Source organism: Streptomyces sp. NPDC060209 (assembly GCF_042728155.1).
Lineage (GTDB): Bacteria > Actinomycetota > Actinomycetes > Streptomycetales > Streptomycetaceae > Streptomyces.
Window position 1 is genome coordinate 1 of sequence record NZ_JBHWZS010000156.1, and the last position, 19,304, is coordinate 19,304.

A 19,304-nucleotide genomic window follows, 5' to 3' on the forward strand; every position below is an offset into this window, starting at 1 on the left:
GCCTTGAAGGTGGCCCGGTCGCACTTGGCCAAGGTCCCGGTGATGGTGCCGATCTATTCGCACCGGTGCCTGTTGGCCGATCCGGACCGCACGGGTACGCCGGTGTTGTCGATGTACCAGACGGACATCATTCACTACGGCATCGATCTGGTCGACTACTGGCACCACGAGTTCGGTCGCCCTGTGCCGACACCCGAAGACCATCAGTACGCCGCGATTCCGTTCTGGTCCTCCTTTTTGCATTGATCCCGGAGCGGACCCGCTCAGCAGCCGAGACGTTTCTTCGCGGTCGGGATGCCTTGCTGAGCTGGGGCATGCCTTGAAGAAGTTTCCCGAGGAAAATCTGGAATCTCACTGCGCCCTGCGGGGAGGTCTATACGTTGGGTTCCAGAAAGTGTGACCAGTGGGCCAGACGGGGCATTTCTTGGCGCGTCGCTGGCCAGCCTCTGTTCAATTGTGACTACATTCGGATACGTGGAGGATCGAAAACTTTCTTCGTCGCGTCTATACAAGCTGCCGTACTCAAGGGGGCGCTGGGACCTCCGAGAGGTACTTCGCTCCCGGGTAGCTGAAATGCGCGTGCTCGTTTCCGTTCGGACGGAACCGGACAGGAATCCAGATGTGCAATTAGTGATCAAGGATGCCGCGCTTAAGGAGTTGGAAAAGGCCGACAAGCTACTCGATCAGATCGGAAATGATCGGCGCATTTCTGGGTCGAACTTGGCTGTCGTACAGGCTCATCTCGATATGGCGCAATCCCTTATGCTGCGACTGGTGCCATTGGAAATGGTGAAGGCGCTGTTGCCTGGGCTGGTCTCCGTCGTTCGTGAGCACCTTTGCGTCACTGACCTCCGAAGGTCCCGAGTAGAAAGAATCGAGAAACTCGTCGACGCAGGGGGGTCCCTGGACGACGAGCAGCGGGAGTTTCTCATCGACGCGGTAGGTGTCGCCCGCCAAACGCTGCTCCGTGAGAATCTTCGCGTGCGCAGTTTTGTCAGAATTGTATACGGCGTGGCCGCTGTGCTTACGCTTATCGCGATCACGGTTGCTGTGCTGGGAGCTCTGTTCCCCGACGTCGTGCCAATCTGTTTCGGCCCGATGGATATCGGTGTCGTCTGTCCCACAGCGGATGCTTCGGACGGCGACTTCAAGCCCGGGGATAAGGACCTGGACTTTGCCTACGCCCACGTTGCGAGGTCGCGGGACTACTTCGTCATCGAACTCGCCGGGATGGGGGCGGCCGCGGTTGCTGCCGCCGTTACCCTTCGGCAGATCAGAGGTACTGCCACTCCGTATAACGTGCCTGTGGCTCTTGCGCTTCTCAAGTTGCCGACCGGCGCGCTGACTGCCGTACTCGGACTCATCTTGATGCGGGGCGCATTCGTTCCAGGGTTGTCGGCCCTGGATTCATCAGCGCAGATCATCGGGTGGGCCATTATTTTCGGCTACGCGCAGCAGATCTTCACGAGGCTCGTCGACCGGCGGGGGCAGGCAGTCCTTGATGCCGTGGGAGGCCCGAACATCCTGCAGTCGGCGTCGGATCCTGAGGAAGGGAAGGCCGCCGCCAGTTGATGCTGCGCGAGGATGCGGACCCGGTACGCGGGGCCGGCCGTGGGGGCCTGCCCAAGGAGGACCGGATCAGGCTGGTAGCCGGCTGATCACACGGTTGCGGAGCAGTCGAAGAACCACCGGTACTCGACCAACCACCAGGTCCGCATCGTCGCCGAGACCCGGCTCGTCGCCGTCGGCCGGCTGGTCACCGGCAACCGCGCAGGACTGCACGAGACCCTTCGGAAATGCCGTCCGAGAGGCGACGGCATGCACACCGCGATGCTCGGCAACGCCCGACTTCACAACCTCGCCTTCACGGAATGCCTCCCGCCCAGTACGGGACCACCTTTACGAAAGCCCCGAGGGAGGTCCCGCCTCGCCGTCTAGGAGGATGCTCAGTCGAGACAGAACTCGTTGCCCTCGATGTCCTGCATCCCGATGCACGACTCGTTGTGCTCATCGGCAAGCAGCAGTCGCTCGCGTGTCGCGCCGAGCGCGATCAGCCGTGTGCACTCGGCTTCGAGCGCGGCGAGGCGCTCTGCACCCACGAGCCCGGTGCCGACCCGCACGTCAAGATGCACCCGATTCTTGACGACTTTGCCTTCGGGGACGCGTTGGAAGTACAGCCGCGGGCCCACGCCTGAGGGATCACTGCAGGTGAACGCCGCACCCTGCCGCTCAGGCGGCAGAGAGCGATCGAAGTCGGCCCAAGTGTTGAACCCCTCCGGCGGCGGCGGTACGACGTACCCCAACACCTCGCACCAAAAGCGAGCGACGCGCTCAGGTTCTGCGCAGTCGAAGGTGACTTGGACCTGCCTGATCGATGACATCGGCGCACCATAGCAGGGGACTCCGCCGCTCATCTCCCGGTGCGGATCCGCATGTTGTCGGGAGTGCGGCCCCTGCCGGCCGCTGCTCATGAAGACCGTCATAAGGAAGGCCTCGGTCAGCCTTGATCCTTTCGCCGTTCGCAGAGTCGGTTCTCTGCTAGGAAGTAGTCATGGACGCAGCGCTGGTCGGACTTGCGGGCACAACGCTGGGAGCCGTGACCGGCTTTGCGGGCGCATGGGTTGCTCAGCGTGGGCAGGTACGCATCCAGCAGGAACAACGAGCACATGCTGAGCGGGTGCGCTGGTTGGATGACAAGAAGGGCCTGTACCGGGACCTCTTGATCGGGCTCCACGGCTGGCATGACTCGCTGGTCTCCATCCTGAAGAACGAGGACGACGGGAAGCTGCCCGACAACCGGTCAGTCGCCTACAAGTGGATCGTCGAGGCGTCACTGATATCCAGCGACGAGGTTCGTCACGCGGTGCATGATGTGCACCAGGCCCTGCTCCTCGCCCAGTCAGTGATCCTCGATCACACCTCGACGGCCGACGAGCGGCCACTCCAGGGCGTGCAGGATGGCCTCTCAGGGCTGGAGGACGCGCTGCGGGCCGAACTGGCCATGCCGGTGCGCGCGGGCTCAAGGTCTCGGACGGGTCGCCGTTGAGCGGCGTGCAACAACGGCCTGTGGGGCCGGCGTTGGAGCGGAGCGTCAGCGGAGCTCGTGCTCGACCGACTCACGGATCTCCTCGGGCAGGCCGTCGTACGTGGCGAGCCGGGCAAGGGCGGCGCGGCTCTCCGGTACGGACTTGGTGCAGCTGAGCGCGCCCACGGCTTTCGAGGCGGCCAGGCCGCGTTGGACGTAGAGCTCGGCGAGGTCCATGAGCCAGGGTGTGAGGGCGGCCTCGTCGTCGACCATGAGGCCGCACCAGTACAGGGTCTGTTCGGCGATCCAGGCGGAGATGCGGCGGGTCCATACCTCCTGGAAGCCGTTCGTGACGAGCCCTCGACGGGCACACTCCGCTTCGGCGTCGGCCATGCGCTCGGCCGTCACGTGCCGCGCGTAGGGCATGCGCTCCCGGAGGACGGCACGGACCTCGGTCCACTCGGGATATTCGTCGTCGGAGCAGTCGTGGAGGACCGCCTCGGCCGGTGGCTCGGGCTCGGCCGGCGGCTCGGCGGGCAGGCAGGCCTCCAGCACGGCCCGCGCGTAGGCGAGGGTCTCCGCGTCCTCCTCTTCCGAGGTCCAGGCGAAGGCGTTGTCCCACGAGTAGGGGTAAGCCTGCAGCACCCTTGGCAGCAGCGGCGTTTCGTTGTCGGCGGCGGTCACGGTCGAGTGGCGTCGAGGACGCGGCTGAGTGGGACGCCGGCGTCGAGCAGGGCACGGGAGCGCGCCACGATGCTCGCATCCCGGGTGGCCAGCGCGGCTGCGACGTCTTCCCGTCCGTGCCCGCGTCGCAGGCTCGGCATCAAGGTCCGGAGCGGAGTGATCCGGTAGCCGGCACTGCGTAGCTGGTGCACGATCCGTGCGTCCCGGACCTGGGCCGGTGAGTATCGTCTCGACCCCCGCGGGTGGGCCCGGTCCGGCACAGCGAGTCCCTCGGCGTCCCAGTGCCGCAATGTCGACGGGCGCACTCCGAGCGCGGCCGCAAGTTCGGAGACGCTCATCGAGTCCGACAGGCGTACGTCCTCGATCGGATCGGCGGAGATCGCCGCGGCGGCCTCCTTGGCGAGTTCCAGGTCCGTACGCTCCCGGTCGAGTCGGGCGTGTGCCGCGTCGAGCAGCGCGAGTACCTCCGCGGTGGGGCGATCATGCACGGCACGAACGATCCGCTTGGCCTCGACCGGATTCGTGCCGGTCGCGAGCGCGCGGTAGGCCAGTGCGGACTGCAGGTGTGTCTCCCCGTAGATCCGGTAACCCGCGGCCGTGCGCGTCGCCGGCGGCAGGACACCGTCGCGTTCCAGGTTGCGGACCTGTTGGACGGAGTACCCGGCACGTCGCGCGACGTCGACCGTGCGCATGCCCGATGACTTGAGGGTTGGCATCCGTCCCTCCTCCGGCTTCCGGTTCAAAGTCTCCACAAGCACCTTAATGAAACGCTTGAGCACATGACCATCGACGAGATCATCGACTTCGTGGACGGCCTCGAGGGGGCCCTGGCCGTCAGGCCGGCACCCGGCGACGGCTCACCGGAGATCAGCTGGGGGGATGCGTTCTTCTTCTACGCTCCCGACGGCGTCATGCCGAAAGCGACTCAACCGTTCGCGACGGTCGTGACGAAGAACTACCCGGGTGACGAGAGGTCGCGCCTGGACCGCCCCGATACCTTCCGCGTCAACGTCGCCGCCGGGAAGGAGATGTTCAGCGACTGGACCGGTCACGCGCCGCGCGAGCCGGCCACCGATGTCGACCCCGGTGTCACCGACGCCGTGATCGCCCACCCGGTCCATGGTTCCGCCGCCTGGCTCGCGGTGGTGAACCCGGGACGGCGGACCGATGAGGCGGTTCGCCGGCTGCTCCGCCGGGCCCATCACCTCGCACGTGCGCGTCACGAGCGAAGAGCAGGCTCCGCGCCGAGCTGGTAGGAGCCCTCTCAGACGCGCTCCAGCGGGTGGTGCGGGGCCGGTGGGACCTCGACCTCGATGGCGTCGTACGGGCGGACCGGCCCGCTGTGGCGGACCACCGCCATGATGCCGGACTTGAAGGAGAAGTCCCCGGTGACCGGATCGAGGCCGAAGACCTCTCCGAGCAGGCCCTGCCGGAAGTCGTTGATCTTCGCGCACGGGTTGCGCAGGCCGGTCACCTCCACCACCGCCTGCTCGCCGAGGTGCAGCAGGGTGCCCGTCGGAAGGGCGAGCAGGTCGACATCCCGGGTGGTGATGTTCTCGCCCAGCTGTCCCGCAGCGACGGCATAGCCCTTGAGCGCCAGTTCGTCGAAGAGTTCCTCGTGCATCAGGTGTACCTGACGCAGGTTGGGCAGGTCCGGCTCGTAGGTCATGCGGAACTGGTGGCGGATCGTCTCGCCGGCATGGACGTCCCCCTCGATGCCGAGCCCGGCAAGCAAGGTGACGGACTCGCGATTGGGCTTGCTGAACGAGTAGGTCCCGTTGCGGCTCACCGCTGTGACCCGGCCTGCCATAGCCCACCCCATCTGTCGGCCTGCGTACTCCGGATCATCCTAAGGAGGCTCTGTGTCAGTGGCTGTCGTTGTTCCGGACTTGAGGAGTGCTGGTCGAACGGGAGTCACCTGAACTCCCGACCCGACCGGTCCTCCCCGCCGTCGTGACCTCCGCGTCCATCACATCGAGCGGCAGCACGACCGCGCGCACCGGGTGGACGTCACGTCGCCGAGGTGCCCGGCCGCACGGCGAGGCCAGAGCACCCACAGGCACGACGCCTGGCGTACCGCCGCCACCAGTGTCCTCGCAGCAGTGCGCAGCTTGTCACCCGAGCGGTGGGAGGCGAGGACGCCCGCAATGGCCAACCGGCGGCGACTGTGAAAATCGCTGTCCGCTCACCGGAGCACGGTGATAGACATCCGGCGTGGAAAAGAATCTTGAGTTCCCTGACCTGTTGCGACTGATAGATGAACGGTCGACCGCCTTCCGCGCCGTGGTCGCCGCCGCGCCCGGTCTTGACGCACAGGTGCCGACCTGCCCCGGGTGGACACTGTTCGATCTGGTGAAGCACCTGGGTGGGGGAGACCGTTTCTGGGCCGCCATCGTCGACGCGGGGTCTGCCGACGCTCCCCCGGCCGAGGCCGTCGCCGCGCGCGGCGCTCTGGAAGTGCCGCAGGAGCGTGAGGCCCTGCTGGCCTGGCTGGACGCGTCGACGCAGCTTCTGCTGGGCGCCCTGCGCGCGGCGGGACCGGAGAGGGGTTGCTGGACGTGGTGGCCTGCGTCGCAGTCACCGCAGACCTCCGGCGGCACCGCCCGGCACCGGGTCCAGGAGACCGCGGTGCACACGTATGACGCCCAGCTCGCCGGGGGCGCCCCGCAGCCGCTGCCGGTCGAGCTGGCACTCGACGGTGTGGAGGAGTTCCTGTTCACCGTCTGCGCAACGCCGAGTGCCTGGCCGCACAAGCCCACGGCCTTCGACTTCCACGCCGCCGAGGGCCGCTCCTGGCGCCTCACGGTCGACGGCGACGGCGCACGCATCACCCGCATCCCCGCGCACACTGCCGCGACCGGCGAGGGCTCGGACGCAGCCGGCGCCTCCGTCCACGGCACGGCCAGTGAGCTGGTCCTCTACCTGTACGACCGAATCCAGGCCGGCTCCTTGCACGTTGACGGAGACGCGGGGCTGCTCGACCTGCTCCGCGCCTGGGAGCCGGAGGAGAAGTAGGACGTAGCGGGGACGGTTGGCCGCGCCTCGGCCGGTAGGACACGACTCTTCGCCAGGTTCGTCAGTCGCGGCACCGGGCTCAAACCCGCGAGGCGGCCTCGGGGCGTCACCAAGGGGCCCTGTTGCCGCATTTCTACGGCAACGCGGGAGTGGGGTCCACTTCAGCCACTCTCGCGTGTGACTGTCTGGCTCACAGGTTGGGGAACACCAGAGACCACGGGGCGCGCGAGCGTCGGTATCCCACCGACATGTCGGACGCCGAGTGGGCGGTGGTCCGGCCACTGCTGCCGGTGCCGGGCTGGCTGCGGGGCCGGGGCGGGCAACCGGAGGCTTGTTGCCACCGCGCGATGCTCGACGCGATCCGCTACCTGGTCGACAACGGCACGAAGTGGCGGGCCATGCCTGCCGACTTCCCACCGTGGGACAGGGTCTACGCGTTCTTCCGGCGCTAGCGCAACCACGATCTGGTCCGCGAGTTCCACGACCGGCTCCGCCGCCTGGTCCGCGAGCGGGCCGGGCGGGACTCGGAGCCGGGCGCGGGCGTGATCGACTCGCAGTCGGTCAGAGCGGACGCGGTCGTCGGCTATGACAGCCGCGGCTTCGACGGCGGCAAGCTGATCAACGGGCGCAAGCGGCACGTCGTGGTCGACACCCTTGGCCTGCTGCTCGCGGTGATGGTCACCGCAGCGGATGTGGGCGACCGCGCCGCGGCCCAGGTCCTGCTCACCCAGGTCACTGCCGCGCACCACCTGCTGGCCCTGGTCTGGGCCGGTGGAGGATACACCGGCAGCCTCGTCGAGTACTGCCTTGCGGCCCTCGCCCTGGTCCTCGCCATCGTCAGAGGCAGCGACGACATGCACGGCTTCGTCGTGCTGCCCAAGCGGTGGATCGTCGAGCGGTGCTTCGCCCACCTGATGCGAAGTCGCCGTCCCGTGCGCGACTTCGAGCGTTCCATCGCCAGCGCGGAGGCGATGGTCTACTGGTCGATGACGATGCTCATGACCCGCCGCGTTGCCCGGCCACGTCCTTCGCGAGCGTGAATCGGCCAGGTGCCGGCTCGATCAGCCAGCCGCGCGCCGTCAGCCGCTTGGCCTTCGATCGCAGTGCCTCCACCTTTCCCGGTACGGGGTCCAGGCCGAAGCAGGCGGCCATCTCCTGGCACGTCAAAGCTCCTTGACCGAGTCGGTTACGGTCGCTGTGGGCCTGCAGGATGCGCTGGTAGTCCACCGACAGCGCCGAACAGGCCAGCCCCGCCCGCCACACCGGCACCACTGTTTTCGGCTTCGCCGCCTCCGCCAGTTCGGGCCGCGCCGGCTGCACACCGGGAGCCGGAAGACCCTCGGGGGCGGGGCCGACGACGGCGTCAGCAACGACACGACACGACACGACACGACACGACACCACTGCCACGAGGCCGCCGACCCTATGCCTGACCAGCGAGAACGCAGTCCTCAAGCCCGGAAAGACAACAACGTCTCAACGAGTCCCGGGTGTGACAGGGCCTGGCTACCGGACAGCTGCGCACCCCAGGATCGCCGCCCACGGAACCTCCCGATCCGCCGGGCCCTCACGTGGTTCGTCGAGTGGCCAGACCTCTGCCCCGTACACCAGCTCCACGCCTGCCTTGCGCAGGACCTTGATGTGCCCCTCCCACGCCGGGTGCCGCGCGTGCGCCGCGTTGATCCGAGGGAACACCACTACCGGGACGTCGACCGTTCCCAGGGCCTCGCTCACTTGCGTCAGCGCCTGGTTGTCGGCGATACCCGTCGCGAGCTTGGCCACGTAGTTCGCGCTCGCCGGTGCGACGACGTAGCAGTCGACGACAGGGTGCGGGCGTGGATCGGCCGGCAGGCGAGGCGTGTCCCGGACCGGCAGGCCGGTCAGTGCCTCCAGCCGGTCCAGCTCACCGCTCGCCCTCAGCCATCGGCCGGCATTCGGTGTGAGTGTCACGGCTACCTGCCAGCCCAGTGCGATGGCCGGCTCGACCAGCCCGGTGCGCAACGACTCGACTCCATCGGTCGCCGTACCCACGACGCCCAGCACTCCGCGGCTGCCTGTCCTCACCGTTCCTCCACCCTGCGTTGCTCGGCCCCTCGGCCGACGGTGCAGCAGAGACGTACCACGACCCCGGCGCCTGCCGGTAGCGTCCCTGCCCCGCCTCCCGCCGCGTGCACGGCACCGCTTCAGTCGGAGGCGCCGAGGTCTCGGCGCATGAGGCGATGCATGGCAGTGAGTTTTGGATCTGCGGCCTTGAGGTCCAGGAGCAGCTGATCGGCTGTCTCGCCGTCACGGGGCAGGCCGCGGTCGATGCGTTTGAGCGCGGCGTCCACCCCCGCGAGGACTACGTTGAGTTCGCGGGAGGAGTCGAGGACTGCCTCGGGAACGATCATCTGAGCCTCGGCGTACCGGTCGCGGTAATCGCGTCGGCCTTCCTCGAGTTGAGCCCGGTCGTCGTCGGTGTAGACCCCGTCACGCGTGCGGTGCAAGGCGTCCTTGAGGAGGGTGTGGAAGTGACTGGTCGCCCGGTTCATCGAGGTGTACGCGGTGCGCCGGTCCTCGAAGAGCCGCCGCCGCTCCTCGACCTGGCTCTCGGCCGTGCGTTGGCGTTTCGTCACCCAACTCGTGATCAGCGGTGCGAAGAGTGTGCCGAGCACTCCGACGACTGCGGTGACCATGGCGGCTATGGCGGCGCTCATGCCGACGACCCTAGCCAGTGTGCCGTGCGTCTGGAGGGCATCCCGGCTTGTCGTCCATGCTCTCTTTGAAGGGGTGAGGATGGAACCGTCGGTCTCAGAGTCCATCAGGTATTCCGAACCGTGTCTCAACTGCGGTGCGGAACTGGAGTGTTGGGGTACCCATGCTCTGCTCGACGGTGCCTTGCGCTGGGACACCGAGTCCACGTGCCCGGCCTGTGGAGACGCGTGGCTGTCGTGCGGTGACGACGAAGTGCCGGCCGAGCTGCGAAGGCGGCTGCTCCGCGACTACGGACCGGCGCTGCTGCATGTGGATCCCCTGGCGGGGAACACCGCGATCATGCGGGTGTTGCGGGCCGAATCGGGCGTCGACCTGGTGAACGTCAGGGCGGTACTGCGCACGGTCCTGAGCGGGGGCCACTCAGGCACGCTGCCCGAGATGGAGTTCCTCGCGCGCAAGCTGCGGGCGGCGGGGATCGATGCTGCCGCTGCTCGGCCGTAGGGCACGTTCCACGCCTCCGTAGTCCGGACGCCCGGGCCCGCCCTCGCCGGGCCGGGCGCCTGCCGTTCCGCGCGCGGGCAGCGCGGTCCGGCTGCTCACGCCGTCCCTGTGGCGTCTGCCCCCGGCCGCGTCCACGGGCCCCGGGATGCGAGCCGGCGAGGCACAGGGGACCGTGGAGGCATGTCCGGACATCCGCCTGTGATCGTGCACCCGCCCTCGCCGACCGGCGGGCGGCGGGTGACCGTGCGCGGGCAGATCGTGGGGCTGGCGCACGGGCGTGGGGACGTCGCCTCGTACCTGCGGCGGGCCGGGCTCGCCCAGGGGGCCGAGGAGATCGATCTGGACCAGCCGGAGTTGATCGAGTGGCGGGGCGGAGACCTCGACACCTGGAGGTGAGCCCCGTGAAGCGTCGTGGAGCACACCGGCGCGAGGCGTCACTCGAACCTCCCCCCGGTTACTACGGGGCGAGCGGAGGGTCCCCCGACGTCACGCAACGGGGCCTGATCCTCGACTGGGTGGTGAGTCAGCGGGTCGCGGCGGGCTGGCGGGTGGAGTCCCGGTCCGGAAGTCAGGCCGTCCTGGTGCGCGGGCAGCCTGTGGATCACGTGCTGCACGCCTTTCTGACGGTCTTCTCCTGCTGCGTGTGGGGCGTCGTGTGGGCGGTCCTCGCCCTGACGAACAAGGTCGAGCGGGTGGTGCTCACCGTCGACGCGCAGGGGCAGGTCGTCACCGTGGGGGCGCGCTGAGCCGGGCGGCGCTGTCACCCGAACGGGCGCGTCCGGGTCGTGGCCGGTGAGGCCGTCGCACAAGGTCGGATCTGCCCGCAGCAGTGCGGGGCGGTACGTCGTCGAGTGGAGGAATCCCAATGACCCAGTCAGCATCCGCACCCGGCTCCTCACGCCCCTCCGCGCCGGGCCCCGAGAGCCCCTGGGCGGCCAGCGGGGTGATGTTCGCGGGGGTCGTGCTCCTGGTCGACGGCATCCTCGCCATCGTCAAGGGAATCGCGGGCATCGCGTCCGACGACGTGTACACGCGCATCCGCAACTACACGTTCAAATTCGACATCACCACCTGGGGATGGATCCACCTGGTCCTCGGGGTGATCCTGGTGCTCGTCGGATGGGGCATCCTCAAGGGCGCGGCCTGGGCCTGGGGCGTGGGCATCGGGCTGGCCGCGCTGAACCTCATCGCCAACTTCATCTGGCTGCCGTACCAGCCCGTGTGGGCGATCATCTCCATCGCGCTGGACACCTTCGTGATCTGGGCCCTGTGTGCCCACCGGACGAAGCCGGTCATCTGACGTGAGCCCGGGGCGAGGCGGCCTGGAGCCGGACGCGATCACCGCGCTGGCCGCCGACGCGTACGTCTACGGATCCCCGCTCGTCCGCCAGCTGTCGGCGGTCCAGGCCTGCCTCCAGGAGGGCTGCGGGGCGCTCGCGCCGGCCCCCTTCAACGACTTCGCCCACGCGGACGGCCCGGCCACACCCGGAACGCACGTCCCGTTCGCCCCGGCCGATCTGGTCGACGCGCTCGCGCAGCTCGACCTCTCCGGAGGGCCGGTCAGGCTGCACGTCCCGGACACCGGCGGGGCGTACTACGTCCTGCAGTTCGTGGACGCGTGGGGCAACGCCTTCGCCTACCTCGGCCCCCGGGCCACCAGCACGGGCGAGGGTGACTGGATGGTCGTGCCGCCAGGATGGGCCGGCACCGTGCCCGACGGGGTGTCGGGGGTGATCGACGCTCCCACCTCCGTCGTCTCCGTCGTCGGCCGCCTCGCGTGCGACGGGGCCGAGGACATGCCGCGGGTCAGGGCGCTCCAGCAGGAGCTCACGCTCACGCATCTGGGCGACCGCGCTCACCGGACCGGGCTCCCGGCGACCGAGTCCGGGGTGCCGGGAGAGCTGCGGTTCTTCGAGGAGCTCCGGGTGTGGATGGGCGACTTCCCGCCCGCCGCCGCCGATCGCGCGTACCAGGACCGCTTCCAGCCCCTGGGGCTCCTGGAGGAGGGGATCTCGCCCTACGTGTCGGCCGGGCCCGGCCTCGTACGCGCGCTGGGACGCGGGCTCGCGCTGGGCAGGCTGCGGGTGGAGGAGGCGGCGCGCCGGCCAGCGGCTGCGGCCGAGGGTCCGCCGGGAGCCTGGCAGATGGTTCCGCACCTGCGCGACTACAACCTGGACCACTTCGGTGTCGGCACGCTCGGCTCACCGGAGTGGACGATTGCCGACCGGGAGGCGTCCTACCTGGTCAGGGCGGTGGCCGCACGGCGGGGGCGCTGGCTGCCCCATGGGTACGAGGCGGTGTACGCGCACACGTCCCGTGACTCCAGGGGCCACTCGCTCGACGGAGCCCGCCCCTATGTGCTGCGCCTCGAACAGCCACCGCCGGTCCGGGCGTTCTGGTCGCTGACCGTGTACGACAGCCCCGGGGGCCACCTGGTCGCGAACGCGGAGGACCGGTACGCGATCGGGAACCGGACGCCCGGGCTCGTCCACGGCGCCGACGGCTCGCTGACGCTGCACCTCTCCGCGGAACGCCCGGCGGACCCCGCCGGTGCGGCGAACTGGCTGCCGGTGCCGGTGGGCGGCTTCCGGCCCGTGATGCGGCTCCACCTGCCCGGCCAGGCCGTTCTCGACGGGAGCTATGTCATTCCGCCGGTCGAGCCGCTCGGCGACCGGCCGGGAGCGTAGGTCCTCAGGCGCGTTGTCAGTGGCGCGTCGCACACTGGAGGCATGTGCCGCAGCATCAAGACGCTTCGTCCGCCAGCCATCCCCGAAGAGGCCACCGAGGAGGAGATGAGAGCCGCCGCCCTGCAGTACGTACGCAAGGTGTCGGGCTTCCGCGCGCCCGCCGCGCACAACCAGGAGGTCTTCGACCGGGCCGTGGCCGAGATCACCGAGGCGACCCAGCGGTTGCTGGACGGCCTGGAGATACGGGGCGCCGCCAGGGTCTGAGCGACCGCGCGGCCGTCAGGGCCCGGCCGGGGCTCCGGCGGCCGGCGCCGCCGACGCGTGGGCGGGGCGGCGGACGACGACCGCCGCGAGCGCGCCCGCCAGGAACAGGGCGAGGACCGAGACGGCCGTGCCCGTCCAGCCCGCGCCCAGCCACTGGCCGCCGAAGTAGCCGAGGCCCACGCTGTAGACGGCCCAGGCCACTCCTGCCACGGCCGACCAGGGCAGGAATTCCTTCACCTTGCGGTGGGCGGCGCCCGCCCCGAGGGAGACGACGGAGCGGCCGGCCGGGGCGAAACGGGCGATGACGACGAGCACGCCTCCGCCACGGCTCAGTGCCGCGCCCAGGCGCTCCTGCGCGGAGGTGAGGCGGCGGGAGCGGGCGATGGCCCTGTCGAGGCGGTCGCCACCGCGCCAGGCGAGGCGGTAGGCCACGAGGTCGCCGAGCACCGAGGCGGTGGCCGCGCAGAGGGTCAGCACCAGGAGCGAGGGCACCTGCCTGGTGGCCTCACCGGCCGCGGCGGTGACCGTGGTCGTGCTCGCGGCCGCAGCCGTGGCGGCGGTGATCACCAGCACACCGCTGGGGAGGACGGGCAGGAAGACGTCCAGGAGTACCGAGAGGGCGACCACTGCGTAGATCCATGGGCTGCCGGTCAGCGCACCCACACTCTCGAGCACTTTCTACTCCCCGTTCCCGTGTTCCGTGTCAACGCCGCGACGTCGCAGGGGAGCGGCAGGAGCGGCAGGGTCAGCTGTACAGCGTACGCCTGCCGTTCACCCGGTTCACCTGGTATTCGCCGCACGGGAGGCCGATGTCGCGCAGGTCACGTACGACCCCGGCCCCCCTCGGGAGGAGGGGGGCCGGGGCGTGGGGAACGTGAGGTCAGACCGAGACGGCCTGCGCCTTCTCGCGGGCGGGCTCGCTCTCGCGCTCGGAGCCGCCGCGCGAGGAGAACAGCCGGTCCAGGGCCACGGCGCCGGAGCCGGTGAAGACCAGCAGCAGGAAGGCCCAGCAGAAGACGGCCGAGGCCTCGCCGCCGTTCTGCAGGGGGAACAGCGACTCGGGCTGGTGCACCTTGAAGTACGCGTAGGCCATGGAGCCGGAGGAGACCAGGGCGGCGACGCGGGTGCCGAGGCCGAGCGCGACCAGGGTGCCGCCGACGAGCTGGATGACTGCGGCGTACCAGCCCGGCCAGGTGCCGGTGGGTACGGTGCCGCCGCCCATGGAGCCGCCGAGGACTCCGAAGAGCGAGGCGGCGCCATGGCAGGCGAAGAGGAAGCCGATGACGAAGCGGAAGAGGCCGATGGCATAGGGCTGGGCCCGGTTCAGACGTATGAACATGGGAGGTGGGGCTCCTTCGGTCTGGGGACGTGAACCGATTGGGGCCCCTCAGGTTAGGGTGACCTCAGTTGTGCTTGCAAGTTCAACATTCTGTCTACTGGCTGAAAATTGGTCATTCGTTCGAAGTCAGCGTGCGCTCCAGAACGGTCTCGAGCTGTGCCCCCGTGGGCCTGGCTCTGGCCTGAACCAATGTCAGCGCAGCTTTCCGGCCGTGCAGGGTGAGGGTCATGAGTTGATTGCCGAACCACGGTCCGCCCGTCTTGCGCCAGCGCATCGGAGGGCGCCCCGTCCGCCCGTGGAGCGCGAGCGCTCGCCCGAGCCATCGGCCCGCCCGGCTCCAGCCGAAGCGGAAGCCGGTGCGTATGTACGCGGGGATGGAGTTGTGGACGGGAGAGCAGGTCAGCTGTAGGACGTGTGCGGCGGCAGCGTCCTCCGGGGCGGGATCGGGCCACTGGGGTTCGGCGATGTACGCATGGTGCACATCGCCCGAGAGCACGCATACCGTCGCGGGTGCGCCGGGCGCACGCCCCGCCTCCCGCAGAAGCTCCGACAACCAGCGGAACGACTCCGGGAACGCGGCCCAATGCTCCAGGTCACCGGCCCGGCGCACCTTCTCCCCGAGGCGCGCCCACCGTTCGCCCCGACCGCCGCGGCACAGTGCCGCGTTCCAGGTCTCCGCGTCGTGGATGAGGGGCGGCAGCAGCCACGGCAGAGAGGTGCCGATCAGCAGATGGTCGTACGCGCCGGGGTCCGTGAGCACCTCGTCGCGCAGCCACCGTGCCTCCTCGTCGCGGAGCATCGACCGCTGCTGTTCCTCGAGGGTCCGGGCCGCCCGGGTGTCCACCATCAGCAGCCGTACTCGGCCGAAAGTGCGCCGGTAGCTCCATCGGGTCCGGGTGGGGTCGGCGTCCGCGGCCGCCGCGTGGCCGCGGAGGGTCTCGGTGCCGTCAGGGGCGGCGCGCACGGCCGCGTAGACCGGGTCGGCCTCCAGGGCGTCGGGGGAGAGGTTGCCGAGGTGCTGATAGACCCAGTAGGACATGAGTCCGCTGACGATCCGCTCGTGCCACCAGGGCGTGCGACGCATGTCCTGCACCCACGCGGCGCTGGTGTTCCAGTCGTCTATGACGTCGTGGTCGTCGAAGATCATGCAGCTGGGGACCGTGGAGAGCAGCCATCGCACGTCCGGGTCGCGCCAGGACTCGTCGTAGAGGTGGGTGTACTCCTCGTAGTCCGCGACCTCCGCGCCGGGAGCCTCGTTCAGATCGCGGCGGGCCGCGATCCGTCGCTGCGTGGCCGGTGACGTCTCGTCCGCGTACACCTGGTCGCCGAGGAGCAGGAGGACGTCCGGGCGTACCGCTTCGGGGTCGGCCGCCAGGCGGACGGCCAGCGTGTCGAGCGCGTCGGGGCCGATGGGGTCTCCCCCGCTCGAACGCAGCCGAGAGCTCGGGGAGGCGTCGTGGCCGTGGGCGGGCGGCGCCGCCCACCGGCAGGAGCCGAAGGCGACCCGGACCGGACCGGCCTCGTCCGCCTGCTCCACGGTCGGTGTGGTGATCGTGCTCGGCGGGAAGCGGGAGTCTTCGGGCGGCCATACGCGGCGGCCGTCGAGCAGTACCTCGTAGGGCGTGGTCGAGCCGGGCGTCAGACCCGTCACCACCACCAGGGCGTAGTGGTGCCCCTGGACGGCGAACGTGGGGGAGGCCCCGGCCGCCCCGTCCGCGCAGCGGACCTCCGCCGTGCAGGGCCTGGTCGCCTCCACCCAGACCGTCGCCCGGGAGCCGGACTCCCAGTCGACGTACCTCAGCAGTGGTCCCAGGCGTAGCCCGGCCATGTGTGCCCTCCTCGCGTCGCCGTGACCGATGGCTCCGTAGGGTACGGAACGACGGAGGAGGGCGGGTGGTTCCGCCGTGGCGGGAGGGTGGTCAGCAGCCGTTCAGGACCGACTGCAGGGCGCTCTTCTCGGTGGAGTCGATGCTGAGGCCGTAGTAGTGCTTCACGTGCACCCAGGCTCGGGCGTAGGTGCAGCGGTAGGCGGTGCGCGACGGGAGCCACTCGCCCGGGTCCTGGTCGCTCTTGGACTGGTTGACGTTGTCGGTGACCGCGATGAGCTGAGGGCGGGTCAGGTCGTTGGCGAAGGACTGGCGCTGGGCGGTGGTCCAGCCGCTGGCCCCGGAGCGCCAGGCTTCGGCGAGCGGGACCATGTGGTCGATGTCCAGGTCGGCCGCGGCGGTCCAGGTGGCCCCGTCGTACTCCGAGTACCAGCTGCCGCTGGTCGCGGCGCAGGCGGAGTCCTGGACGACACCGGTGCCGTCACGCTTCAGCACCACCTCACGGGTGTTGCAGGCTCCCGACTGGGTGATCCAGTGGGGGAACTTGTCGCGGCTGTAGCCGGACGAGGAGCCCTCGGTGGAGACGGTGAGCTGGCCCAGATACGTACGTGCGGTCGATGCGCTGACCGGGGTGGGCATCGCGGCCTGGGCGGTCGGGGCCGTGAGAAGCCCGGTGGTGGCGGCGAGCGCGGCCGAGGCGGCGACGACGGCTATGCGACGCGCGTAGATACCTGACATGTGAACTCCCTTGATGTGGGGGGATGTTGTGCAGGCGACCTGCGGGGCCAGGCCATCGTGGCGGCGCCGGGTTTCGGTGGGGTGGTCGCCAGGTAACAGAGTGACGACATGCGCACGTCACATCAAGGGGTAGGACGGTCGGTCTGACGTCCCGTCCGAAAGGCGTTCGAGGCGCAGGGTTGACGGGCCGGCGGTTCCGCAGGCGGTCCGGGCCCCGTGTGCGCGGCCTCTGGGGGGTGTTCGCGAAGTCCCGCCGCATGCCAGGAGGGCGTCGCGTGCCAGGCGGGACTCGCGGACACACCTAGGGTGGCCGGGTGCTGCTTCCGGTCAGTCCCACGCTCGGCGTCGTGCTCGCCGTACTCCTGGTGTTCGCCGCCGCCGTCGCCGCGTGGGCCTCGCTGGGCCGGGCCCGCGAGATCGCCGTCGCCGGGCTGCGGGCCGCGGTCCAGTTGGCCGCCGTCTCCCTGCTCATCGGCTGGGTGGTGCACTCCCTGGGGCCCCTGCTCGGCTTCCTGGCGCTGATGTTCGCGGTCGCGGTGCGTACCGCGGGCCGGCGGATCACCCCCAACCGCACCTGGTGGTGGGCCGCGCTGCCGATCGGTGCGGGCGTCGCACCCGTGGTCGTGGCGCTGCTGCTCACCGGACTCCTCCCGGTACGCGGCATCGCGCTGATCCCTGTCACGGGCATCCTCATCGGCGGCGCGCTCACCGCGACCGTGCTCGGCGGGAGGCGCGCGCTGGACGAGCTCGGGACGCGGCGGGGGGAGGTGGAGGCCGGGATGGCGCTCGGCCTGCTGGACCGGGACGCCCGGCTGGAGATCGCCCGCCCCGCGGCGTCGGACGCGCTGCTGCCGGGGCTGGACCAGACCCGGACCGTGGGGCTCGTTACCCTGCCCGGGGCGTTCGTGGGCATGCTGCTGGGCGGCGCCTCACCCGTGGAGGCGGGCGCCGTGCAGCTGTTCGTCCTGGTGGCGCTGATGGCGGTGCAGGCGGTCGCCGTCGCGCTGGTGCTGGAGCTGGTCGCGCGGGGGCTGCTGCACCGGGACTGAGGCGCGGGGCGGTGCGCCGAGGGGTGGGCCCGGAGCCGATCGCCCGGGGTTCCGGGAAGGCCGATCGCCCGGGGTTCCGGAAAGGGCTAAGCGGCGTCGATGTGCAGACGGATCGAACCGTCCGCGCCCGCTTCCACCCGGAGGCCCGTCAGGTCCTGGACATGGGCGTCGGGGGAGAGCGCGGCCGCGCGTGGGCCGACGCCAACGACGCGCATGCCGGCGGCCCGGCCTGCCGCGATGCCCGCCTCGGAGTCCTCGAACACGATGCAGTCCGCCGGGTCGAAGCCGAGCTCGGCCGCGCCCTTGAGGAAGCCCTCGGGGTCCGGCTTGCTGGCGCCCACCATCTCGGCGGTGACGCGGGTCACCGGCATCGGCAGGGCCGCGGCCGTCATCCGGGCCTGCGCGAGTGCCTCGTCGGCCGAGGTCACCAGCGCGTGGGGGAGGGCGGCGATCGACGCCATGAAGACGGTGGCGCCGCCGATGGGCACCACGCCGTCCGTGTCGGCGGTCTCCTCGGCGAGCATGACGCGGTTCTCCGCGTAGTTCTGCTCCATCGGACGGTCCGGCAGCAGGGCGGCCATCGTGGCGTAGCCCTGGCGGCCGTGGACCACCTTGAGCGCCGCCACGGGGTCCAGCCCCTGCGCGATCGCCCAGCGGCGCCAGCAGCGCTCCACCACCGCGTCGGAATTCACGAGGGTGCCGTCCATGTCCAGCAGGAGGGCGCGGGCTTCGAGGACGGTGGCCGACATCGGCATGCTCCAGAGCGCGGGGGAACAGCTCACAGCTGCGGGTGAAGAAAACAAGCAGCCCCGCCCGCCGGTCAGGGTGAACGGGCGGAGGCTACTTTGTTCCACCACGATACAAAAACGTTCGCCGAAACGCCAATCCGGCGGACCGGGGGCGACGCGGGGCCCGCGCCCACGCGGATCCGGCACTCAGGACCGGCGCCCCCTGCCACTCGTCTGCGCCTCCAGGGCGCGGCGGGTCTCCGGTCCGTAGACGCCCGACGGATCGTCCTTGACCGACACCCACCTCTGGAACTCGGCGACGGCCTGTTCCACCTGTTCCGAGTAGTCGCCGTTCTCCGGCCCCCGGTAGACCCAGATCTCCTGCAGCCGCCGCTGGAGCTCGGAGACCTCCGCCCCGCGGTCCCCCCGGCGCAGCGTCGTCCCGGACACCTCCTCCACGGGCGGCGCCGCTGCCGTGGTGGGGGCCTTCGTCGCGGACGCCGAGGGTGACGGCGAGTGCGAAGCGACGGCCGAACGCGACGCCGACGGGCTCTTCGAGGGAGAGGGGGACGCCGAAGGCGACGCCGACGCCGACCGGGACGGCGTCGCGGAGGGGGACGCGGAAGGGGACTCGGACACGGACGCGGCCGGCTCGCCGCTCGCGTCCGGCACGCTCGTCGTGACCTCGGGCAGTGCCGCTTCCCGGCTGTCCTCGTCGTCGAACAGGCCGCCCGCGAAAGCAGCCGTGCCCACC

25 protein-coding genes and 4 pseudogenes are annotated in these 19,304 nt (G+C 70.1%); 16 read left to right on the plus strand and 13 right to left on the minus strand.

The window, feature by feature from the left end; translation table 11 throughout:
• The 3 genes and pseudogenes from ACFWFI_RS25990 to ACFWFI_RS26000 all read left to right on the plus strand — a co-directional run.
• A pseudogene (locus ACFWFI_RS25990) lies at positions 1–246 on the plus strand (hypothetical protein); the annotation flags it as partial.
• A 228-nt stretch (positions 247–474) separates the two neighbouring features.
• Positions 475–1,572 (plus strand): hypothetical protein, encoded by a 1,098-nt coding sequence (locus ACFWFI_RS25995; protein WP_387394564.1) that lies wholly within the window; start codon positions 475–477, stop codon positions 1,570–1,572.
• A gap of 84 nt (positions 1,573–1,656) precedes the next feature.
• Positions 1,657–1,860 (plus strand): annotated as a pseudogene (locus tag ACFWFI_RS26000) (hypothetical protein); the annotation flags it as partial.
• 86 nt (positions 1,861–1,946) lie between these two features.
• On the opposite strand, the gene ACFWFI_RS26005 reads toward ACFWFI_RS26000, so the two are convergent.
• A complete protein-coding gene (locus ACFWFI_RS26005) occupies positions 1,947–2,381 on the minus strand; it encodes a VOC family protein (protein WP_387394566.1) in 435 nt (144 codons plus the stop codon).
• Positions 2,382–2,551: 170 nt separating this feature from the next.
• Between ACFWFI_RS26005 and ACFWFI_RS26010 the strand changes: the two genes are divergently transcribed.
• Entirely contained in the window at positions 2,552–3,046 is a 495-nt protein-coding gene (locus ACFWFI_RS26010) for a hypothetical protein (protein ID WP_387394568.1), read from the plus strand.
• Between the two features lie 45 nt (positions 3,047–3,091).
• On the opposite strand, the gene ACFWFI_RS26015 is transcribed toward ACFWFI_RS26010, so the two are convergent.
• Together ACFWFI_RS26015 and ACFWFI_RS26020 are read right to left on the minus strand one after the other, a co-directional pair.
• Positions 3,092–3,709 (minus strand): hypothetical protein, encoded by a 618-nt coding sequence (locus ACFWFI_RS26015; protein ID WP_387394570.1) that lies wholly within the window; start codon positions 3,707–3,709, stop codon positions 3,092–3,094.
• A complete protein-coding gene (locus ACFWFI_RS26020; protein ID WP_387394572.1) occupies positions 3,706–4,425 on the minus strand; it encodes a MerR family transcriptional regulator in 720 nt (239 codons plus the stop codon). The genes ACFWFI_RS26015 and ACFWFI_RS26020 overlap by 4 nt, the downstream gene beginning before the upstream one ends.
• Positions 4,426–4,488: 63 nt before the next feature.
• On the opposite strand from ACFWFI_RS26020, the gene ACFWFI_RS26025 reads away from it, so the two are divergent.
• On the plus strand, positions 4,489–4,965 hold the full coding sequence (locus tag ACFWFI_RS26025) for a DUF6194 family protein (protein WP_387394574.1): 477 nt from the start codon (positions 4,489–4,491) through the stop codon (positions 4,963–4,965).
• 8 nt (positions 4,966–4,973) lie between these two features.
• Here the strand turns inward: ACFWFI_RS26025 and ACFWFI_RS26030 are convergent, their stop codons facing one another.
• Positions 4,974–5,519: an MOSC domain-containing protein gene (locus ACFWFI_RS26030; RefSeq protein ID WP_387394576.1), complete on the minus strand. Its 546-nt coding sequence runs from the start codon at positions 5,517–5,519 to the stop codon at positions 4,974–4,976.
• A gap of 404 nt (positions 5,520–5,923) precedes the next feature.
• Between ACFWFI_RS26030 and ACFWFI_RS26035 the strand changes: the two genes are divergently transcribed.
• The 3 genes from ACFWFI_RS26035 (at position 5,924) to ACFWFI_RS26045 (ending at position 7,764) form a co-directional block, all read left to right on the plus strand.
• Positions 5,924–6,724 (plus strand): maleylpyruvate isomerase family mycothiol-dependent enzyme, encoded by an 801-nt coding sequence (locus ACFWFI_RS26035; RefSeq protein WP_387394578.1) that lies wholly within the window; start codon positions 5,924–5,926, stop codon positions 6,722–6,724.
• A gap of 248 nt (positions 6,725–6,972) precedes the next feature.
• A complete protein-coding gene (locus ACFWFI_RS26040) occupies positions 6,973–7,176 on the plus strand; it encodes a transposase (protein WP_387394580.1) in 204 nt (67 codons plus the stop codon).
• 90 nt (positions 7,177–7,266) lie between these two features.
• Positions 7,267–7,764: a transposase gene (locus ACFWFI_RS26045; protein ID WP_387394582.1), complete on the plus strand. Its 498-nt coding sequence runs from the start codon at positions 7,267–7,269 to the stop codon at positions 7,762–7,764.
• Here the strand turns inward: ACFWFI_RS26045 and ACFWFI_RS26050 are convergent.
• The 3 genes and pseudogenes from ACFWFI_RS26050 to ACFWFI_RS26060 all read right to left on the minus strand — a co-directional run.
• Positions 7,721–8,044: pseudogene (locus ACFWFI_RS26050) on the minus strand (hypothetical protein); the annotation flags it as partial. The gene ACFWFI_RS26045 and the pseudogene ACFWFI_RS26050 overlap by 44 nt on opposite strands.
• Positions 8,045–8,230: 186 nt before the next feature.
• A complete protein-coding gene (locus ACFWFI_RS26055; protein WP_387394583.1) occupies positions 8,231–8,788 on the minus strand; it encodes a flavoprotein in 558 nt (185 codons plus the stop codon).
• A 119-nt stretch (positions 8,789–8,907) separates the two neighbouring features.
• The gene (locus ACFWFI_RS26060) at positions 8,908–9,420 is read right to left on the minus strand and encodes a hypothetical protein (protein ID WP_387394585.1); all 513 of its coding nucleotides are present in this window, start codon (positions 9,418–9,420) and stop codon (positions 8,908–8,910) included.
• A gap of 250 nt (positions 9,421–9,670) precedes the next feature.
• Here ACFWFI_RS26060 and ACFWFI_RS26065 point away from each other — a divergent pair, with 250 nt between their 5' ends.
• The 6 genes from ACFWFI_RS26065 (at position 9,671) to ACFWFI_RS26090 (ending at position 12,870) form a co-directional block, all read left to right on the plus strand.
• Complete coding sequence (locus ACFWFI_RS26065) at positions 9,671–9,919, plus strand: hypothetical protein (protein WP_387394587.1); 249 nt, start codon at positions 9,671–9,673, stop codon at positions 9,917–9,919.
• A 180-nt stretch (positions 9,920–10,099) separates the two neighbouring features.
• A complete protein-coding gene (locus ACFWFI_RS26070) occupies positions 10,100–10,315 on the plus strand; it encodes a hypothetical protein (protein ID WP_387394589.1) in 216 nt (71 codons plus the stop codon).
• A 5-nt stretch (positions 10,316–10,320) separates the two neighbouring features.
• Positions 10,321–10,665, plus strand: coding sequence for a hypothetical protein (locus tag ACFWFI_RS26075; protein ID WP_387394591.1), 345 nt, complete (start codon positions 10,321–10,323; stop codon positions 10,663–10,665).
• 119 nt (positions 10,666–10,784) lie between these two features.
• Positions 10,785–11,219, plus strand: coding sequence for a DUF7144 family membrane protein (locus ACFWFI_RS26080; RefSeq protein WP_387394592.1), 435 nt, complete (start codon positions 10,785–10,787; stop codon positions 11,217–11,219).
• 1 nt (position 11,220) lies between these two features.
• A complete protein-coding gene (locus ACFWFI_RS26085; RefSeq protein ID WP_387394594.1) occupies positions 11,221–12,606 on the plus strand; it encodes a DUF1254 domain-containing protein in 1,386 nt (461 codons plus the stop codon).
• A 42-nt stretch (positions 12,607–12,648) separates the two neighbouring features.
• Positions 12,649–12,870 carry a DUF2277 domain-containing protein gene (locus tag ACFWFI_RS26090; RefSeq protein WP_099172367.1) on the plus strand — a complete coding sequence of 74 codons (222 nt, stop codon included), beginning with the start codon at positions 12,649–12,651 and terminating at the stop codon, positions 12,868–12,870.
• A gap of 15 nt (positions 12,871–12,885) precedes the next feature.
• On the opposite strand, the gene ACFWFI_RS26095 is transcribed toward ACFWFI_RS26090, so the two are convergent.
• From ACFWFI_RS26095 to ACFWFI_RS26110, 4 genes are all read right to left on the minus strand, one after another.
• A complete protein-coding gene (locus tag ACFWFI_RS26095; RefSeq protein ID WP_387394596.1) occupies positions 12,886–13,545 on the minus strand; it encodes a DedA family protein in 660 nt (219 codons plus the stop codon).
• Positions 13,546–13,750: 205 nt separating this feature from the next.
• Positions 13,751–14,209, minus strand: a complete 459-nt coding sequence (locus ACFWFI_RS26100) for a DoxX family protein (RefSeq protein ID WP_387394598.1) — start codon at positions 14,207–14,209, stop codon at positions 13,751–13,753.
• Positions 14,210–14,321: 112 nt separating this feature from the next.
• Positions 14,322–16,037 carry an alkaline phosphatase D family protein gene (locus ACFWFI_RS26105; RefSeq protein WP_387394600.1) on the minus strand — a complete coding sequence of 572 codons (1,716 nt, stop codon included), beginning with the start codon at positions 16,035–16,037 and terminating at the stop codon, positions 14,322–14,324.
• A gap of 91 nt (positions 16,038–16,128) precedes the next feature.
• The gene (locus ACFWFI_RS26110; RefSeq protein WP_387394602.1) at positions 16,129–16,773 is read right to left on the minus strand and encodes an HNH endonuclease family protein; all 645 of its coding nucleotides are present in this window, start codon (positions 16,771–16,773) and stop codon (positions 16,129–16,131) included.
• Positions 16,774–17,087: 314 nt separating this feature from the next.
• Here ACFWFI_RS26110 and ACFWFI_RS26115 point away from each other — a divergent pair, with 314 nt between their 5' ends.
• On the plus strand, positions 17,088–17,822 hold the full coding sequence (locus ACFWFI_RS26115) for an ABC transporter permease (RefSeq protein ID WP_387394604.1): 735 nt from the start codon (positions 17,088–17,090) through the stop codon (positions 17,820–17,822).
• An 86-nt stretch (positions 17,823–17,908) separates the two neighbouring features.
• On the opposite strand, the gene ACFWFI_RS26120 is transcribed toward ACFWFI_RS26115, so the two are convergent.
• Together ACFWFI_RS26120 and ACFWFI_RS26125 are read right to left on the minus strand one after the other, a co-directional pair.
• Positions 17,909–18,571, minus strand: coding sequence for an HAD-IA family hydrolase (locus ACFWFI_RS26120; RefSeq protein WP_387394605.1), 663 nt, complete (start codon positions 18,569–18,571; stop codon positions 17,909–17,911).
• A 186-nt stretch (positions 18,572–18,757) separates the two neighbouring features.
• The gene (locus ACFWFI_RS26125) at positions 18,758–19,000 is read right to left on the minus strand and encodes a peptidoglycan-binding domain-containing protein (RefSeq protein WP_387394607.1); all 243 of its coding nucleotides are present in this window, start codon (positions 18,998–19,000) and stop codon (positions 18,758–18,760) included.
• Between the two features lie 25 nt (positions 19,001–19,025).
• Here ACFWFI_RS26125 and ACFWFI_RS26130 point away from each other — a divergent pair.
• A pseudogene (locus ACFWFI_RS26130) lies at positions 19,026–19,304 on the plus strand (hypothetical protein); the annotation flags it as partial.

Bases quoted from the DNA above. Each gene is read 5' to 3' on its own strand.
- ACFWFI_RS26005 (WP_387394566.1), bottom strand. From the start codon at position 2,381: ATGTCATCGATCAGGCAGGTCCAAGTCACCTTCGACTGCGCAGAACCT.
- ACFWFI_RS26010 (WP_387394568.1), top strand. From the start codon at position 2,552: ATGGACGCAGCGCTGGTCGGACTTGCGGGCACAACGCTGGGAGCCGTG.
- ACFWFI_RS26020 (WP_387394572.1), bottom strand. From the start codon at position 4,425: ATGCCAACCCTCAAGTCATCGGGCATGCGCACGGTCGACGTCGCGCGA.
- ACFWFI_RS26025 (WP_387394574.1), top strand. From the start codon at position 4,489: ATGACCATCGACGAGATCATCGACTTCGTGGACGGCCTCGAGGGGGCC.
- ACFWFI_RS26030 (WP_387394576.1), bottom strand. From the start codon at position 5,519: ATGGCAGGCCGGGTCACAGCGGTGAGCCGCAACGGGACCTACTCGTTC.
- ACFWFI_RS26040 (WP_387394580.1), top strand. From the start codon at position 6,973: ATGTCGGACGCCGAGTGGGCGGTGGTCCGGCCACTGCTGCCGGTGCCG.
- ACFWFI_RS26060 (WP_387394585.1), bottom strand. From the start codon at position 9,420: ATGAGCGCCGCCATAGCCGCCATGGTCACCGCAGTCGTCGGAGTGCTC.
- ACFWFI_RS26070 (WP_387394589.1), top strand. From the start codon at position 10,100: ATGTCCGGACATCCGCCTGTGATCGTGCACCCGCCCTCGCCGACCGGC.
- ACFWFI_RS26080 (WP_387394592.1), top strand. From the start codon at position 10,785: ATGACCCAGTCAGCATCCGCACCCGGCTCCTCACGCCCCTCCGCGCCG.
- ACFWFI_RS26090 (WP_099172367.1), top strand. From the start codon at position 12,649: ATGTGCCGCAGCATCAAGACGCTTCGTCCGCCAGCCATCCCCGAAGAG.
- ACFWFI_RS26100 (WP_387394598.1), bottom strand. From the start codon at position 14,209: ATGTTCATACGTCTGAACCGGGCCCAGCCCTATGCCATCGGCCTCTTC.
- ACFWFI_RS26105 (WP_387394600.1), bottom strand. From the start codon at position 16,037: ATGGCCGGGCTACGCCTGGGACCACTGCTGAGGTACGTCGACTGGGAG.
- ACFWFI_RS26110 (WP_387394602.1), bottom strand. From the start codon at position 16,773: ATGTCAGGTATCTACGCGCGTCGCATAGCCGTCGTCGCCGCCTCGGCC.
- ACFWFI_RS26120 (WP_387394605.1), bottom strand. From the start codon at position 18,571: ATGTCGGCCACCGTCCTCGAAGCCCGCGCCCTCCTGCTGGACATGGAC.